Origin of the sequence: Micromonospora sp. NPDC049257 (assembly GCF_040678915.1) — a bacterium.
GTDB classification, from domain to species: domain Bacteria; phylum Actinomycetota; class Actinomycetes; order Mycobacteriales; family Micromonosporaceae; genus Micromonospora; species Micromonospora antibiotica.
On sequence record NZ_JBFAQU010000001.1, the window covers coordinates 535,203 to 550,584 of the forward strand.

The following is a 15,382-nucleotide window of genomic DNA, read 5'->3' on the forward strand; positions in this document are numbered from 1 at the left end:
ACGTTGACACCAGGGTTTACACGCAGGGGAGGGCCCATGACGGGGCGAAGTGGACGACTTGACGGCCAGGTTCCCGCCGATGCCGGGGACCACGACGACAACGGCCGCAATCATGCGGGCGTTGCCCGGGACCACGACGGCGAGGGCGGCGGGCACGACGGCGAGGGCGGGGATCACGACGGCGAGAGCCGGTACCACGAATTCGTCGCTGACCTGGCCCGGCTTCGGCGCGAGGCCGGGCAACCTTCGCTCCGGAAGATGTCCGCGACCGCGCACTACTCGCACACCGCGCTGGCGGGTGTGCTGTCCGGGGCCCGCCTGCCGTCGCTGGAGCTGACCATGGCGTTCGTCCGGGCCTGCGGCGGTGACGAGGCGGCCTGGCGGGCCCGCTGGCACCGGGAGGCCGGCTCGGGGCCGCAGCAGCCCGGGCCGGAGCCGGCGGGGTTGCAGCCGGCGGGGTTGCAACAGCCGGGGTCGCAGCCGGCGACGGCAGAGTCACCGGGGGAGTCGACACCGCGACGGCCGGTGACGCGACGGCCGGCGGTGCCCCGGTGGGCGCTGACCGCGACGGCAGGGCTGACCGTGCTCCTCGCCGGCTCGATCGTGCCGCTGCTGGTCGACGCGCGCTCCCACCCGAACCGGCAGGCCGAGCGACCCGTGGACGCGTCGCTCCCGGCGCCCGCCGCCGCTCCTCCGACCGACGGGGCCGACCCGCAGGAGGAACGCTGCCAGGTCGACGCGGTCAGCGCGGAAACCGTCCCGGTCCCGGACCCCGACCCGAAACAGCCGCCCTACGGGAGCCTGACGCTGCGCTACTCGCCGCGCTGCCGGGCCGCCTGGCCGCTGTTCGTCTCCACCGAGCGGGTCCCGACCGGGTCGACCGTCCGGCTGTCGGCCACCCGCCCCTCCGACGGGGCGGTCACCCGGTTCGACTACCCGTTCATGGTCAAGCGTCAGGTGTACAGCGTGTTCGGCAACGTCCTGCGGACCACCCCGGGGTGCGTGTCCGTCACCGTCGACATCACCGCGGCGGACAACCGCAGCGTGCTGGCGAGCGCGCGGACCCCCTGCGTACGACCCGACGCCCGGACATGACACCGCCCTCCGCGCCGGGCGCGGAGGGCGGTGCTGGCTCGTCGGTCAGACGTGCTGGGTCTCGGTCGTCGAGGGGTGCAGCTCGGCGGTGGTCTCCGTGACGAACCGGCCGGTGCTCGCGCTGCGGTGGACCTCCTGGTCCCCGCCGCCACCGACCTGCTCGGTGGTGGTGTGCCGGGGGTCCCGCTCGGTGGTGCTCTCCTTGACGAACCGGCCGCTGCGAGCGCTGCGGTCGACCTCGTTCTCGTTGCCTGCCATGGGGGTTACCTCCTCGGGCCACGTCACTGTGCCCCATAGACTGCCCAGCCCACAGCGCCCGAAACACCGACGGCGGGGCACGGTCCACCGTGCCCCGCCGTCGGTACGCCGTTACTGGCCGGCCGGCTTCAGGCAGAGCACCCGGTCGACCCCGCCGCCCGGCAGCACCACGTGCGGCTGGGTCGGATCGGTGCACTTCTCCTTGGCGTCCACCTTGGACACCACCGTGAAGGCACCCGGCTCGTTGCAGCCCGCCGCACTCGCGTTCTCACCGGACTGCTTGACGCAGGAGCCGACGGCCGGGTTGAAGGGAGCCGGCCCGTCGTCCGAGCCGATCTTGCCGAGGAGCATCAGCAGGCCCAGCGGGACGGCCAGGATCAGCACCGCCACGATCAGCACCAGGGCGAGCACCCGCCCGTTGCGTACCTTCGGGGCGGGCTGCTCGGCCTTCTGCTCCGGCTCCGGGTCCGGCTTGAACGCGTCGAAACGCCCCTGCTCCGATTCCGCCGGCCAACTGGCGGTGCCGGGCTGCTGACCAGCCGGTGCGGACTGCTGACCGGCGGCCGGGAACTGCTGACCGGCGGGCGGGAACGGGGAGGCGTACCCGCCGTGCGCGGGGTCGTGCGCCGGGTGGCCGTACCCCGGCACGGGTGCGGCACCGGCCGGTGCGCCGCTGGTCGGGCCGGCACCGTACGGCTCGGCCGGCCGGTCCGTCGGCCCGTGCGGGCGGGTGCCGTTCATCGGTCGGTTGCTGCCGGCCGGGTCGGCGAAGGCCGGGATGCCGCCACCGAACGCGGGCGGGGCGGCCGGCGGCGCGGACGAGGGCGCGTCGGCACCGAAACCGTGCGCCCGGTCCTGATCGTCGAAGCGGGACCGCTCCGGACCGTCGAACCGGGTCCGGTCCTGGTCGTCGAAGCGGGGGCGTTCCGGCTCGTCGAACCGGGGCTGCTCGGCACCGTCGAACCGGCTGCGGTCCTGGTCGGCGAAGCGGGGGTCGTGCTCGGGCCGGTGGTCGTCGTGCTCCGGGGTCTCCTCCGCCGGCTCCGGGCGGGCCGGTCGCCCGTACACCCGGGGCTGCGGAACCGCCGGACCACCCGGACGGGCCACCTGGTCGCTGGGGGGGACGACCCGGCTGGCCATGGGTACCGAGGCGCTGGCGGAGGCCCGGCCGACAGCACCGGCCTCCCCGGCGTCGGCGGCCGGCACCGAGGCGCGACCGGCACCGGCGCTCTCGGCCTCGGGGGCGAGTCGCTGGGCGGGCAGTGCCGGACCGGCCGACAACTGCGGCTGCTCCGGCGCACCCCAGGCCGCTGCCTCACGGCCGTGCGGCGACTGCTCGGCGGGCCCACCGAACGCGGCCGGCGGGACGTAGTCGGCGGGCGGCGCGGCGGCCAGGCTCGCCCCGGGGACGCGCTGCTCCTGCGGCGGGAGCGGCACCGCGTTGGCCGGTGAGATGCCGGGGGCCGGCCCTGGCTGGTAGATCGGCTGGTCCTCGTTGCGTCGGGGCTCCCACGCCCCCTCGGCGGGCTGGCCGGCGGGCTCGGGGTGGCCCCACGCCTGCCCGGGCGCCCACGGCTCGGCGTCCGGCACGACCGGGCGCTCGACACCCGCCCGCTGTGGCGGGTGGTGGTCACCGGCGGCACCGCCCCAGGCGGGGGGGCCGTCGGGTGCGGCCACCGACGCGGACGCCCGCCCCGGCAACTCCGGGGGCGTCCAGGCCCCGGGCTCCGGGTGGTCCTCCCGGGAGGGTACGGCGGCGGCACCACGGGAGCCGGCCTGTGGTGCCGGCCACTCCTGGCCCGGTGCCGGGTCGTCCTGTTCGGTGCGGGGCGGGGCCCCGGCGGGCCAGGCGTCGAGGGCGGGCTGCTCGCGGCGGCCTTCCCAGCGGGCCGTGGCGGGCTCTTCCGGTGCCCCCCACGACGGCTGCCGGTCCTCCTGCGACCCGTTCGACCAGTCACCGGGACGACCGGTGTCGTCCGGTCCGGACCGGTTGGCGGACCAGCCGCCGGAGCGGGCCGGATCGTCCTCGGTGGACCAGCCCTCGGCACCCGGTGCGGTGCCCGGCGACGCGTGGCCGCCCGGGTGTCCACCGGTCTCCGGCTGCGGCCACCCCGCCTGGTTCGTGGGCTCCGGCTGGGCCGGTACGGGCACCGAGGCCCTACCGGCGGAGCGGTGCGCCTCGTCGGGGTGCGCCGGAGCACTGGTCGCCCAGCCGCCGGAGTTGCCCGGCGCGTCCTGCGGGTCGGCCGGCCAGCCACCCCGCGCCGGATCGGCCCCGGCCCGGTCCTCGGCCGGCCAGCCGTTACCCCGGGCGGCGTCGCCCGGCCAGCCGTTGGTGCCCGCTGCCTCGTCCCGCTGTGGCGCGGGCGCGGTACCCCAGCCGTTGGTGCCGGGGGCTGCTTCCTGCTGCGCGGCTTCCTGGCCCGCCCAGCCGGCGGGCGAGGTCGGGGCCGGATCGGCCGGAGTGGACCAGCCACCGCCCGCCGGCTTGTCGGGCTGCGGCACCCGGGCGGCACCCCGGGCACCGGCGTCGGACTGCGCCCAGGCCGGGGCGGGCTGCTCGGACTGTGCCCACGCGGGCTGCGGAGTGGACTCGGCGTTTCCGGCGGCCGGTGCGGGCGCGGTGGCCCAGGCGGGCTGCTCCGGCTGCCCGGCCCAGGCGGGCTGCGACGGACCGGCCGGCGGGGTCCACGCCTCGGTGGGCGGTGACTGCCGGGCCGGCGGGGCCCACGCCTCGGTGGGTTCGGACTGTTGCGGAGCCTGCGCGCCACCCCAGGCCGCCGGTGGGGCGGGGGGTGTCCAGGACGGACCGGTCGGGTTGGCCCGGCCGGTGGGGGGTGGCGGCGCCCAGCCGAGGTCGGGCGTGGCGGGGGTGCCGTACCCGGGGTCCTGCTGCGGCTGTCGGTCGCCGTACGGCACCGGTCCGCCGGAGCCCGGCGGCACCTCGTCCGGCTCCTGGCCGGGGCGGTGCTGGCCCTCGGACGTCATGGGTGCGCCTCCTCCATCACATGTCGGCCGCCGATGCCGTCCGTCCGGTCGGCCGTGTCGCCGGTGCCCGGCGGGTCGGCCGTGCGGGCTCCCCGCACGGTATCCGGTTCGCGCGCGCGGCACCCAGGGAGCACCGGCCGTCACTCCACGTCACCGGGCGGTGTCGATCGGCATCCATCGGGCGCGATCGGTGCCCAGGTCGGCGGTTGGCGACCGGAACCACCGTACCGGGCGTCATGGCGAGGGGGAATCCCGGTCTCAGGGGGTGCGGAACGCCGACGACCCGCCCGGGGCCCGGGCGGGTCGTCGATCTGGAGGAGGGGGAGAAAAGTCGGTGTGGCGTCAGCTCAGGTGACGCTGGGCGATCGCGAGGATCTCCTCGCGGACCGCGGGCGAGTTGGCGGAGCGCAGCGCGTGCTCGATGGCACGGGCCCGACGGGTGGCGTCACGACGGGTGCGGATTCGCTCGATCATGCTCATGGTGTCTTTCCTTCGGCTATTCGGTTGTCGGCCCCTTGATGACTCCATTGAACACCCACCGGCCGCCGATTGCCATCGATTATTAGGTGAGCTGCAACACGGGCCTAAGGATCGTAGGTCAGGGGGCGATATGGGCCACTGTTTCTTTCCCCAACGGCAACGGCCGGTGTGCCGAGTGTTCACCCTGGGCACACCGGCCGTGGCCGGAACGTCACCGGTCTCAGGTCCAGGCGAGCAACGCCGCCTCCGGGTCGGCGAGGAAGTCCCCGATGTCGCGCAGGAACTTCGAACCCAACTCGCCGTCGATGATCCGATGGTCGAAGGAGAGCCCCAGGGTGGTCACCTGGCGTGGCTTGACCTTGCCCTTGTGCACCCACGGCAGCTCGCGGACCGCACCGAAGGCCAGGATCGCCGACTCACCCGGAGGCAGGATCGGGGTGCCGGTGTCCACCCCGAACACCCCCACGTTGGTGATCGTCAGGGTGCCGCCGGACATGTCCGCCGGAGAGGTCCTCCCCGCCTTGGCCGTCTGCACCAGACCCGTCATCGCATCCGCCAGCTCACGCAGCGTGAGTCGACCGGCGTCCTTGATGTTCGGCACGATCAGGCCACGTTCGGTGGCCGCCGCGATACCGAGGTTGACGTACTCCTTGACGACGATCTCGTCACCGGCCCAGGTCGAGTTGACCATCGGGTGCCGCCGGACCGCCAGCAACACCGCCTTGGCGACCAGCAGCAACGGCGACACCCGGACGTCCCGCCACTCCCGCCGCCCGCGCAGCCGGTCCAGCGCCTTCATCGCCCGGGTCACGTCCACGGTCAGGAACTCCGTGACGTGCGGTGCGGTGAACGCCGAGCGGGACATGTTCTCGGCGGTGAGCCGACGTACCCCCTTGACCGGGATGCGCTGCTCGCGGTCCGCGCCGAAGCTCGCGGCCGAGGTGGCCGGCGACGTCGCCGCCAGCGGCTCGGCCACCGCCGTGCTCCCGTCCACCGCCCGCTGTACGTCCGCACGGGTGATCGACCCGAGCGGACCCGACCCGGTCACCGTGGCCAGGTCGACCCCGAGGTCCTTGGCGAACTTGCGCACCGGCGGCTTCGCCAGCACCGGGCCGGCGACCCGGCCGTTGCCGTTCACCGTCGGCGCGACCGGTGCCGCAGCGACCGGCGCCGCAGCCACCGGCGCGGCCGGAGCCGCCGTCGTGACCTGGGCCGGCTCGGTCGGCCGGGGGCTGGTGGCAGGTTGCCGGGGCGGGCCGTCCCTGCGCTGCCGACGCTTGGCCGGCGCGTTGCGCGGGCCGTAACCGACCAGCACGGCGGTACGCCCACCCGGGGCGACCCCACCGATCAGACCCGGCTCGACCATGCCCTCGGCGGGCGCGACCTGCACCGCCGCCAACGAAGCAGCCGACGGGGTGGGCAGGTCCGCCGACGCGGCGGCGGTCGTCGACTCCGGCACCGGCCCGGCACCCGGGTCGGTGTCGATCGCGATGATCGGGGTGCCGACCTCGACCGTGCTCCCCTCCGGGTGGAAGATCGACCGCACCTCACCGGCCCACTTCGCCGGGATCTCCACAGCCGCCTTGGCCGTCTCCACCTCGACGATCGGCTGGTTCAGCTCGATGACGTCGCCCACCTTGACCAGCCAGGCGAGGATCTCCCCCTCGGTCAGACCCTCACCCAGGTCGGGCAGGTTGAACTCCTTGATCCGGGACATCGCGCTCACCAGCCGAAGGTGCGGTCGACGGCGTCGAGCACCCGGTCGAGGTCGGGCAGGTACTCCTCCTCCACCCGGCTCGCCGGGTAGGGGGTGTCGAAACCGGTGACCCGCAGCACCGGCGACTCCAGGGAGTAGAAACACTCCTCGGTGACCCGGGCCGCGATCTCCGAGCCCAGCCCCAGGTTGCCCGGGGCCTCGTGGACGACCACGCACCGGCCGGTGCGCCGCACCGACTCGTAGACAGCGGTCAGGTCCAGCGGCGAGAGCGTACGCAGGTCGACGACCTCCAGCTCCCGGCCGTCCTCGGCGGCGGCGGTCGCCGCGTCCAGCGCGGTACGCACCATCGGGCCGTACGCCAACACGGTCGCGTCGGTGCCCGGCCGCACCACCCGGGCGGAGTGCAGCGGGTACGCCCCGGACAACGGGGCGTCCAGGTCGACCGGACCCTTCTCCCAGTAGCGCCGCTTCGGCTCCAGGAAGACGATCGGGTCGTCCGAGGCGATCGCCTGCTGGATCATCACGTACGCGTCCTGCGGATTGGCGCAGGTCACCACCTTCAGCCCGGCGGTGTGCGCGAAGTACGCCTCTGGCGACTCGGAGTGGTGCTCCACCGCGCCGATGCCCCCGCCGTAGGGGATCCGGATCACCATCGGGATGGTGACCTTGCCCTGCGAGCGGTAGTGCATCTTGGCCACCTGCGACACGATCTGGTCGTACGCCGGGTAGACGAAGCCGTCGAACTGGATCTCGCAGATCGGCCGGAAACCCCTGATGGCCAGGCCGACGGCGGTGCCGATGATGCCGGACTCGGCCAGCGGGGTGTCGATCACCCGCTGGTCGCCGAAGTCCTTCTGCAACCCGTCGGTGATCCGGAAGACGCCGCCGAGCTTGCCGACGTCCTCGCCCATGATGACGACCTTCGGGTCGTTCTCCAGGGCCCGACGCAGACCGGTGTTGAGGGCCTTGCCGAGGGTGAGCGTCTCCGTGGCCATCAGTGCGCGCTCCCCTCGAACGACTCCAGGTAGGTGCTGAACCGGGCCCGCTGGGCGTCCAACTCGGGCGAGCCGTGCGGGTAGACGTGGTCGAACATCGACACCGGGGCCGGGTCGGGCAGTTCGAGCACCCGTTCGCGCAGGTGCACCGCCTCGGCGCGGGCCTGCTCGTCGATCTCGGCGAAGAACGCGTCGTCGGCGATCTGCTGCTTGTCGAGGAACGCCTTCATCCGGGCGATCGGGTCCTTGGCCTGCCAGGCCTCGACCTCACTGGCGATCCGGTAACGGGTCGGGTCGTCCGAGGTGGTGTGCGCGCCCATCCGGTAGGTGTACGCCTCGATCAGGCTGGGGCCCTGGCCGAGCCGGGCGTTGTCCAGCGCATGCCGGGTCACCGCGTACGACGCGAGCACGTCGTTGCCGTCGACCCGGACACCGGGGAAGCCGAAACCGCCGGCCCGCCGGTAGAGCGGCACCCGGGTCTGGCGTTCCAGCGGCTCGGAGATGGCGTACTGGTTGTTCTGGCAGAAGAAGACCAGCGGGGCGTTGAAGACGCTGGCCCAGACGAACGCCTCGTTGACGTCGCCCTGACTGGTGGCGCCGTCGCCGAAGTAGGCGATCACCGCCTCGCCGTCCTCGGTGCCGGTCTTGCCGTCCATGTGGACGCCCATGGCGTACCCGGTCGCGTGCAGGGTCTGCGCCCCGATGACGATCGTGTACATGTTGAACTTGAACTCGTTCGGGTCCCAGCCGCCCTGGTCGACGCCACGGAACAGGCCGAGCGGCATGATCGGGTCGATGCCCCGGCAGTAGAGGACGCCGTGCTCCCGGTAGGTCGGGAACGCCATGTCCTGGCTGCGCAGCGCCCGTCCGGAGCCGACCTGGGCCGCCTCCTGACCGAGCAGCGAGGCCCACAGGCCCAGCTCGCCCTGCCGCTGCAACGCGGTCGCCTCGGCGTCGAGCTTGCGGACCAGCACGAGGTCGCGGTAGAGGCCGCGGTACTCCTCGTCGGTGAAGTCGACGCGGTACTCGGTGCCGTCCGGGCCGGTCGCGCTCTCGATCCGCTCCCCGGTGGGGGTGAGCAGCTGTACGAGTTCCGGCTCAGCGGTCGCGGCGGCTCGCCGGGACCGGGGTGCGGCTCGCCGGCCGCGGCTGGAGACCGCAGGGTCGCCCTTTGCCATCCGTCTCTCCCTGTCGTGTCTGTGCCCGAGCCGGGGGGTCACCCGTCCGCGCACAACGTGCGCCGGCCCGGCTGTTGCCGGACTGGTTCCTGGCGGCCGTGCCTAGCCCCGGTGGGGGTTGCCGCACGACCTGAGCCGGATCCATGGGTCGAACCCGGTTCGGGAGCGTCGGCGAGCAGCCATGCCTGCCACGGGGTACGCGGAGGTGCGGCTGCGTTGCCGTCGTGCCTGAATGATTGCAGAGGAGGTGAGCGGCCCCACAGTATGGCCCTCCCGCCGGTGACGACATGTCCGCTTGGTGACCCGTGGACTTTTTTGTCGCCGTGCCGCGCCTGCGCCGGCCGGGCCTGCGCCTGCGCCCGCGCGGGCCGCGCCGATGTCGGGCGATCGTCGCCGGACCGGCCGGGTGACGGACTTTTTGTGTGTCGACACGCTGTGGTGCCTGGTGAACTGGGCGTCACTGGGTCAAGCTGACCGGTATTGGTGGGCGTTTGGCGCATAATGTCCGTTCTGATCCGTGCTGCCCACCGGCGAACACGTCCAGGTCGACGAGGGAGTTGCGGTGTCCGAGCCAGGTGACGGTCCTCCGGTCCCCCTCCTCGGCCGGCACCGGGCCGGCGGCGGCAGCTACCGGCGGATGATCGGCGTCCACCGGGCACCCGGCGTCGGTGCGCCGCACCGGGGCTACCTGTTCACCGTCGCCCTGCTCGCCGGGGCCGCCTCGATGCCGGTGCTCGCCGCGATCAGCGCCGGCTCGGCCACCGTGGGCAGCACCGCGTTGCCGGACGACGGCACCCCGTTCCTGCCCACCCCGTCGGTCGGGCCGGTCGTCGTCCCGGTGCCCGCCACCGGTCAACCGGCCCGCCCACCGGCCACCGCCCCGGCACCGCCCGCCACCGCCCCGGCTCCCGCCACCACCGGCCCCGTCCACCGTCGGGCTGTGCCCGCCGCCACGCCCCGGCCGATCCGCCGGACGTCGGCACCCAACGCGCCGTCCCATCCCACCCCCACCCCCCACCCGACCCCCACCGCCACACCCCACCCCACGCCGAGCCCGAGTCCGGACCCGGACCCGGACGTCGAGCCGACCGCCACCCTCTCCGAGCCACCGCCGGACCCGTCGCCGACCTCGGCACCCTCCGACACCGCCACGCCCACCTCCGCACCCCCGCCCACCCCCACCCCCGCACCCACGTCGACCCCGGAGCCCGCCCCGACGCCCGGGTCCACGTCGCCCCCCGCGTCCACCCCGACGCCAGGCCAGACCGCCACCCCCGAGCCCCGACCCACCTTCACGGTCACGCTGGTCCCCACCGCGCGGCCCCGACCCACCGCGACGGCGATCCCGGCCGGCACGACCCACCCCACGCGTCCACGGTCGCAGACCCGTCCCGTACCGCGCGTCGGACCAACCGCCGGTCGCCCGTCGATCCCGGTCGCCCGCCCGTCGGCCACCCCGGTCCCCGCACCGCAGGCACCCGCCGTACCCGTGTCGCAGACCTCCGCCGGGTCCGCGTCGACCCTCCACGACACCACCGACCCGGACGGTACGGTGACGAACGAAGCCGCAGGCTGAGCCGCGGCGGCCCGGATGCCGTCGGTCGACCCGTCGACCACTGCGGTGTGCCGGATCGGGCACCACGGATGCGGGGGCGGAACGCTGACTACGCGCGACGAGGGCGGCGACCGGGCCGCCCCCGACCTGGCCGACCCTGCTCCGTTCGGAGGGTCACCTGCCGCTGCCGAGCCGGTCGGGTCGGGGGCGGTGGCGACCCGGGTGGCCCGGCTGGTGACCGAGGTGACCGCGCCGGCCGTGCTGGTCACCGCGCTGACCGTGGTGATCGGCTGGCACGGTGCGGGTGGGGCGCGCGGACTGGCCTGGGGGCTGCTCGCCACGGTCTTCGCCGCCGGTATCCCGTTCGCGTACATCCTGGGTGGGGTGCGGCGGGGTCGACTCACCGATCATCACATCGGTCGCCGCGAGCAGCGTCGGGTGCCGTTGCTGCTCGGGCTCGCCTCGGCGGCCACCGGGCTGGCCCTGCTCGCGGCGCTCGGTGCACCGCGCCCGGTGCTGGCCCTGGTCGCGGCCGGGGTGGTCGGCCTGGTGGTCGCGGTGGCGGTCAGTCACTGGTGGAAGATGTCCATCCACTCGGCGGTGGCCGCCGGCACGCTGGTGGTGCTGGTGCTCACCTTCGGCCCCCGGTTGCTGCCAGCCGTGCCGCTGCTCGCCCTGGTCGGCTGGTCCCGGGTGCGGCTGCGCGACCACACGGTCGCGCAGGTCGTGGTGGGCGCGCTGGTCGGCGGCCTGGTGGCCGGGCTGGCCTACGCGCCGCTCTCCTGAGCCCTCGTGCCGAGCCGGCAGCCCGGGCGGCGCCCCAGACCGGGCGCAGCGCCCGGCGACCGGTGCCGGTGGGACGGGTGCCGGTTGGACCGGTGCCGGATGGTCGGTCCGGGCGGTGACGAGGTCCGGGCGGTGACCCGGTCGGGGCGGTGACCCGGTCGGGGCGTCGGGCCCGGCGGGCGGTTCAGGGTTCGGGGCGGAGCATGGGTGGGTGGAGCCGGGTGGCCGGGCCCCGGCGGAACAGTTGGGCAGGTCGCCCCCGGTCGCCCTCGGTGGCCCGGCCGGCGGGGCTGACGAAGCCGGGGGTGCCGGTGACCTTGCGGTGGAAGTTGCGCGGGTCCAGCCGGGTGCCCCAGACCGTCTCGTAGACGGCCCGCAGCTGGGCCACGGTGAATTCGGGCGGGCAGAAGGCGCTGGCCAGCGGGGTGTACTCCAGCTTCGCGCGGGCCCGTTCCAGGCCGTCGGCGACGATCCGGTCGTGGTCGAAGGCGAGCTGGCCGGGGGTGAGCCGGTCGACCGGCACCCACTCCGCCGAGGCGGCGTCCGAGCCGGCCACCGGGGTGGGCAGGTCGGGCAGCAGGGCCAGCCAGGCGACGGTGACCACCCGTCCGCGCGGGTCGCGGTCCGGCCGGCCGTACGTGCCGAGCTGCTCCAGGTGGCCGGCCGGCTCGGGGAGCCCGGTCTCCTCGGTCAGCTCCCGGACGGCGGCGTCGGGCAGATCCTCGTCGATGCCGACGAAGCCGCCGGGCAGCGCCCACCGGCCCTCGTCCGGCGGGATGCCCCGGCGGACCAGCAGCAGGTGCAGCGCGTCGGCGCGCACGGTGAGGACCACCAGGTCCACCGTCACGGCGAAGGGCGGGTAGTCGGTCATCTCTTTATCACCACCTTGACGATAACCTATCAGAGTGGTTATCGTCGGGTAGACGAAAAAGAGGAAGGTGTGAGACATGGCCGACGTGACGAGGCGACTCTTCCTGCGCCACCTGCGCGGGACACCGACCAACTGGGTGCGGCTGCACGTCGACGGGCGGGTCCGGCGGGAAGGGACCGGCCAGTCGTTCTGGTACCGACCGCTGACCGCCGTGCTGAGCGAGGTGCCGGTCGACGACCGGGAGCTGCCGCTGCTCTTCCACGCGCGTACCGGCGACTTCGCCGACATCACCGTCCAGGCCACCGTGACCTACCGGGTGGCCGACCCGACGCTGGCCGCCGCCCGGCTCGACTTCTCGATCGACCCGCGCACCGGTAAGGCCCGGTCCCGACCGCTCGACCAGGTGGCCACCCTGCTGGCCGAGCTGGCCCAGCAGCCCGCCCTGGACCTGCTCGCCCGGGTTCCGCTGGCCGAGGCGCTGACCACGATCGCACCCATCCGGGAGGCGGTCTCCGCAGCGCTCGACACCGAGCCCCGGCTCGCCGACATCGGGGTGGCCGTGGTCAGCGCCCGGGTGGTCGCCGTCCGGCCCGAACCCGAGCTGGAACGCGCCCTGCAGACCCCCACCCGGGAGGCCGTGCAGGTGCAGGCCGACCGGGCCACCTACGCCCGCCGGGCCCAGGCCGTCGAGCAGGAACGCGGCATCGCCGAGAACGAACTCCAGAACAAGATCGAGCTGGCCCGCCGGGAACAGCAGCTCGTCGAGCAGCACGGCGCGAACACCCGCCGCCGGGTCGAACTCGACGCCGCCGCCGAGCTGGCCACCGCCCAGGGCAAGGCGGAGCGGGAACAGGTCGCCAACGCCGCCGCCGCCGAACGGGCCCGGGTGTCCGCCACCGCCGAGGCGGACAAGGAACGGCTGCTCGCCGCCGGTGCCGCCGACAAGGAACGGGTGCTCGCCGTGGCCAAAGCCGAGACGGTACGCGCCGTCGGCGCCGCCGAGGCCGAGGCGGAGGCGGCGAAGCTGGCCACGTACGCCACCCTGCCGCCCGGGGTGCTGCAAGCCCTCACCGTCCGGGAACTCGCCGGCCAGCTCCCGCCGATCGGTCAGCTCACCGTCACCCCGGACCTGCTGGCCGACCTGCTCGGCCGGCTCACCGGCCCGACCGGGACGGTGGACCGGTGAGCGGCACACTGACCCCCCGGGTGGTGGTGGTCCGCCGCCGCAGCGAGCTGGAGGAGTTGCTCGCCCGGCACGGCACCCGGGCGGCGGCCCAGTGGTACCTGCGCGCCCGGGGCCGGGACCTGGCCGAGGTGGTGGACCGGCACGAGGCCCTCCAGGCGGCGCTGACCGCCGTCGGGGCCGCCGTGCCGGCCGACTGGCGGCGTGGCACGGTCGACCGGGACGACCTGCCCCGGTTCCTGTTCGGCCCGGAGGACGTGATCGTCGCGGTCGGCCCGGACGGTCTCGTCGCCAACGTGGCGAAGTACCTCACCGGGCAACCCGTCGTCGGCGTCGACCCGGAACCGGGCCGCAACGCCGGGGTGCTGGTCCGCTGCACCGGCGACCAGGTGGCCGCCCTGCTGCCGGCGGTGGCCGCCGGGACCGCGCCGCTGCGCCACCGGGCCATGGTCCGGGCCACCCTCGACGACGGACAGGAACTCGTCGGCCTCAACGAGGTGTACGTCGGGCACGCCTCCCACCAGTCGGCCCGCTACCTGCTCGACGTCGGCGGGGACGGCCGGCCCCGGCGGGAACGGCAGTCGTCCTCCGGGGTGGTCGTCGGCACCGGCACCGGGGCCACCGGCTGGTGCGCCTCGATCGCCCGGGACCGGTCGGCAGCCGTCCCGCCGCCCGCCCCTCAGGAGCCGGCCCTGTGCTGGTACGTGCGGGAGGCGTGGCCCTCACCGGTCACCGGGGTCGAGCTGGTCGCCGGCCGACTCGACGGCACCGACGCGCTGGAGCTGACCGCCGAGTCCGACGGTCTGGTGGCGTTCGCCGACGGGCTGGAGGCCGACCGGCTGACCCTGCGGTGGGGCCAGCGGGTACGCCTCGACGTCGCCCCGGGCCGGCTGGCCCTGGTCGAGCCGTAGACCGGCCGGGGACGTCACGGGGCCACCCCGGCGCGTCGCCGGCCACCGCGTCGTCGGGTGGTCAGCGCGTCGCCAGGCCCGCAGCGCGTCGTCGGACGGTCAGGGGGTGTCGTCCCCCAGCCGTTGCCGGTTGGCCTCGATCCAGGCGTCCAGGGCGACCGGGTCGTCGGGGTCGATGCCGTCAGCCATCAGCTGGGCCACCGCCGCCGTCGCCGGGCTGCGCCGCTCGCCTGTTGAATAGAGCCGGGCGAACTCCGGCACCAACTCCTCGATCGCCTCGTCGGTCTGGGTGCCGGCCCGTTCGGGCAGCCCCCGCCGCCGGGCCGCGAACGCCGCCCAGGCCCGCAGCACCCGGGGCAGCAACGCCGCGTCGTCCATGTCCAGCACGGCCCGCCGGTGCACCCAGTCGAGCAGGAACAACCCGGCCACCGCCGGGCTCCAGCGCAACGGGTCGGCGTCCGGGAAGCTCGCCGAGTGGTCGAAGAGCAGCCCCAGGCAGAAGTGCAGCGAGGCCAGCTCGGCGTCGCTGTCGAGGGTGTTCAGCCCGTGGCGGGCCGCCTCGGGGGAGGACAGGAAAGCCCGGACCAGCGTGGTGCGCTCGTCGGCGCTGAGCGGCTGCGCGTCCCAGCCGGTGGTGCCGGCGCTCGGCTCGGGCAGCACCGCCAGCCGTGCCCCGACCAACGCCCGGTCGGTGGCGAGCGAACCCTCGGCGGGCAGGTCACCCAGGTCGTCGGTGATCGTCAGGTGACGACCCACCTCGCCGTGCATCCGGGCCGGGTCCTCCTCCCGGAACCATGTCAGGTCGTCGTCGGCGCACATCTGCCGGACCTGCTCCAGGATCCGTTCGGCCGGCCCGCCGACGAAGACGTCCTTGGTGATGCCGATGTTGTGGTCGACCAGTGCCACCAGGGCGTGCTCCGGGCCGCCCGACTCGTCGTCGTAGGCGAAGGTGGCCAGGTAGGAGGTCTGGTCGCCGTACACGTCGCCGTACGACCAGGTGCCGGTGAGATGGACTCGGCCGAGCTGACCGGCCCAGGCCGGGGCCTGCGCGCCGGGGCGGACCTTCGCCGCGCCCTCGGCATCGGGCACCAGCGCGGCGAAGACCTGACGGATGGTGGTGGCGGCGGCCGTCCGGCGGCGGGAGGTGGCGGCGAGGAAACCGGAGACGAATTCCCGGACCGCCGTTTCCCGGTCGGTCTCGGCGATCGCGTAGACGCTGCCCAGCAGCGCCGTGCCGAGCATCTCGGCGTCGAGCGCGCAGTCCAGCCTGGTCACGTCGCGGGCCGCGGAGAGCACCGCGTCGTAGGGGGTCTTTGGCGTGGCCATGGCACGACCCTACGCCGCCGCGCAGCCCCGGACACCTGT

Annotated in this window: 13 protein-coding genes; 5 read left to right on the forward strand and 8 right to left on the reverse strand. The window is 74.7% G+C overall.

From position 1 onward, the window contains the following. The first annotated feature begins 258 nt into the window (after positions 1–258). Positions 259–1,095 carry a DUF2690 domain-containing protein gene (locus AB0K25_RS02370; RefSeq protein ID WP_363817896.1) on the forward strand — a complete coding sequence of 279 codons (837 nt, stop codon included), beginning with the start codon at positions 259–261 and terminating at the stop codon, positions 1,093–1,095. A 45-nt stretch (positions 1,096–1,140) separates the two neighbouring features. On the opposite strand, the gene AB0K25_RS02375 is transcribed toward AB0K25_RS02370, so the two are convergent. From AB0K25_RS02375 to pdhA, 6 genes are all read right to left on the reverse strand, one after another. Continuing rightward, the gene (locus AB0K25_RS02375; RefSeq protein ID WP_208565277.1) at positions 1,141–1,353 is read right to left on the reverse strand and encodes a hypothetical protein; all 213 of its coding nucleotides are present in this window, start codon (positions 1,351–1,353) and stop codon (positions 1,141–1,143) included. Positions 1,354–1,464: 111 nt separating this feature from the next. Continuing rightward, the gene (locus AB0K25_RS02380; RefSeq protein WP_363817899.1) at positions 1,465–4,341 is read right to left on the reverse strand and encodes a hypothetical protein; all 2,877 of its coding nucleotides are present in this window, start codon (positions 4,339–4,341) and stop codon (positions 1,465–1,467) included. A 342-nt stretch (positions 4,342–4,683) separates the two neighbouring features. Beyond that, positions 4,684–4,821 carry a hypothetical protein gene (locus AB0K25_RS02385; protein WP_208565279.1) on the reverse strand — a complete coding sequence of 46 codons (138 nt, stop codon included), beginning with the start codon at positions 4,819–4,821 and terminating at the stop codon, positions 4,684–4,686. A 220-nt stretch (positions 4,822–5,041) separates the two neighbouring features. Then, positions 5,042–6,538 (reverse strand): dihydrolipoamide acetyltransferase family protein, encoded by a 1,497-nt coding sequence (locus tag AB0K25_RS02390; RefSeq protein ID WP_219470509.1) that lies wholly within the window; start codon positions 6,536–6,538, stop codon positions 5,042–5,044. 5 nt (positions 6,539–6,543) lie between these two features. Further along, positions 6,544–7,533, reverse strand: a complete 990-nt coding sequence (locus AB0K25_RS02395) for an alpha-ketoacid dehydrogenase subunit beta (protein WP_208565280.1) — start codon at positions 7,531–7,533, stop codon at positions 6,544–6,546. Further along, on the reverse strand, positions 7,533–8,711 hold the full coding sequence (gene pdhA / locus AB0K25_RS02400; protein ID WP_363817904.1) for a pyruvate dehydrogenase (acetyl-transferring) E1 component subunit alpha: 1,179 nt from the start codon (positions 8,709–8,711) through the stop codon (positions 7,533–7,535). Before pdhA ends, AB0K25_RS02395 begins: the two co-directional genes overlap by 1 nt. 562 nt (positions 8,712–9,273) lie before the next feature. Between pdhA and AB0K25_RS02405 the strand changes: the two genes are divergently transcribed. Together AB0K25_RS02405 and AB0K25_RS02410 are read left to right on the forward strand one after the other, a co-directional pair. Beyond that, positions 9,274–10,287, forward strand: coding sequence for a hypothetical protein (locus AB0K25_RS02405; RefSeq protein ID WP_363817907.1), 1,014 nt, complete (start codon positions 9,274–9,276; stop codon positions 10,285–10,287). A 189-nt stretch (positions 10,288–10,476) separates the two neighbouring features. After that, positions 10,477–11,052 (forward strand): phosphatase PAP2 family protein, encoded by a 576-nt coding sequence (locus tag AB0K25_RS02410; RefSeq protein ID WP_363817910.1) that lies wholly within the window; start codon positions 10,477–10,479, stop codon positions 11,050–11,052. A gap of 184 nt (positions 11,053–11,236) precedes the next feature. Here AB0K25_RS02410 and AB0K25_RS02415 read toward each other — a convergent pair whose 3' ends face one another. Further along, complete coding sequence (locus tag AB0K25_RS02415; RefSeq protein WP_219465507.1) at positions 11,237–11,923, reverse strand: NUDIX domain-containing protein; 687 nt, start codon at positions 11,921–11,923, stop codon at positions 11,237–11,239. Positions 11,924–11,999: 76 nt separating this feature from the next. Here AB0K25_RS02415 and AB0K25_RS02420 point away from each other — a divergent pair, with 76 nt between their 5' ends. Both AB0K25_RS02420 and AB0K25_RS02425 read left to right on the forward strand, forming a co-directional pair. Then, positions 12,000–13,109, forward strand: coding sequence for an SPFH domain-containing protein (locus AB0K25_RS02420; protein WP_357532782.1), 1,110 nt, complete (start codon positions 12,000–12,002; stop codon positions 13,107–13,109). After that, entirely contained in the window at positions 13,106–14,017 is a 912-nt protein-coding gene (locus AB0K25_RS02425) for a hypothetical protein (protein WP_357532784.1), read from the forward strand. The genes AB0K25_RS02420 and AB0K25_RS02425 overlap by 4 nt, the downstream gene beginning before the upstream one ends. A 99-nt stretch (positions 14,018–14,116) precedes the next feature. Here AB0K25_RS02425 and AB0K25_RS02430 read toward each other — a convergent pair whose 3' ends face one another. After that, positions 14,117–15,343, reverse strand: coding sequence for a hypothetical protein (locus AB0K25_RS02430; RefSeq protein WP_219465514.1), 1,227 nt, complete (start codon positions 15,341–15,343; stop codon positions 14,117–14,119). Positions 15,344–15,382 lie beyond the last annotated feature (39 nt).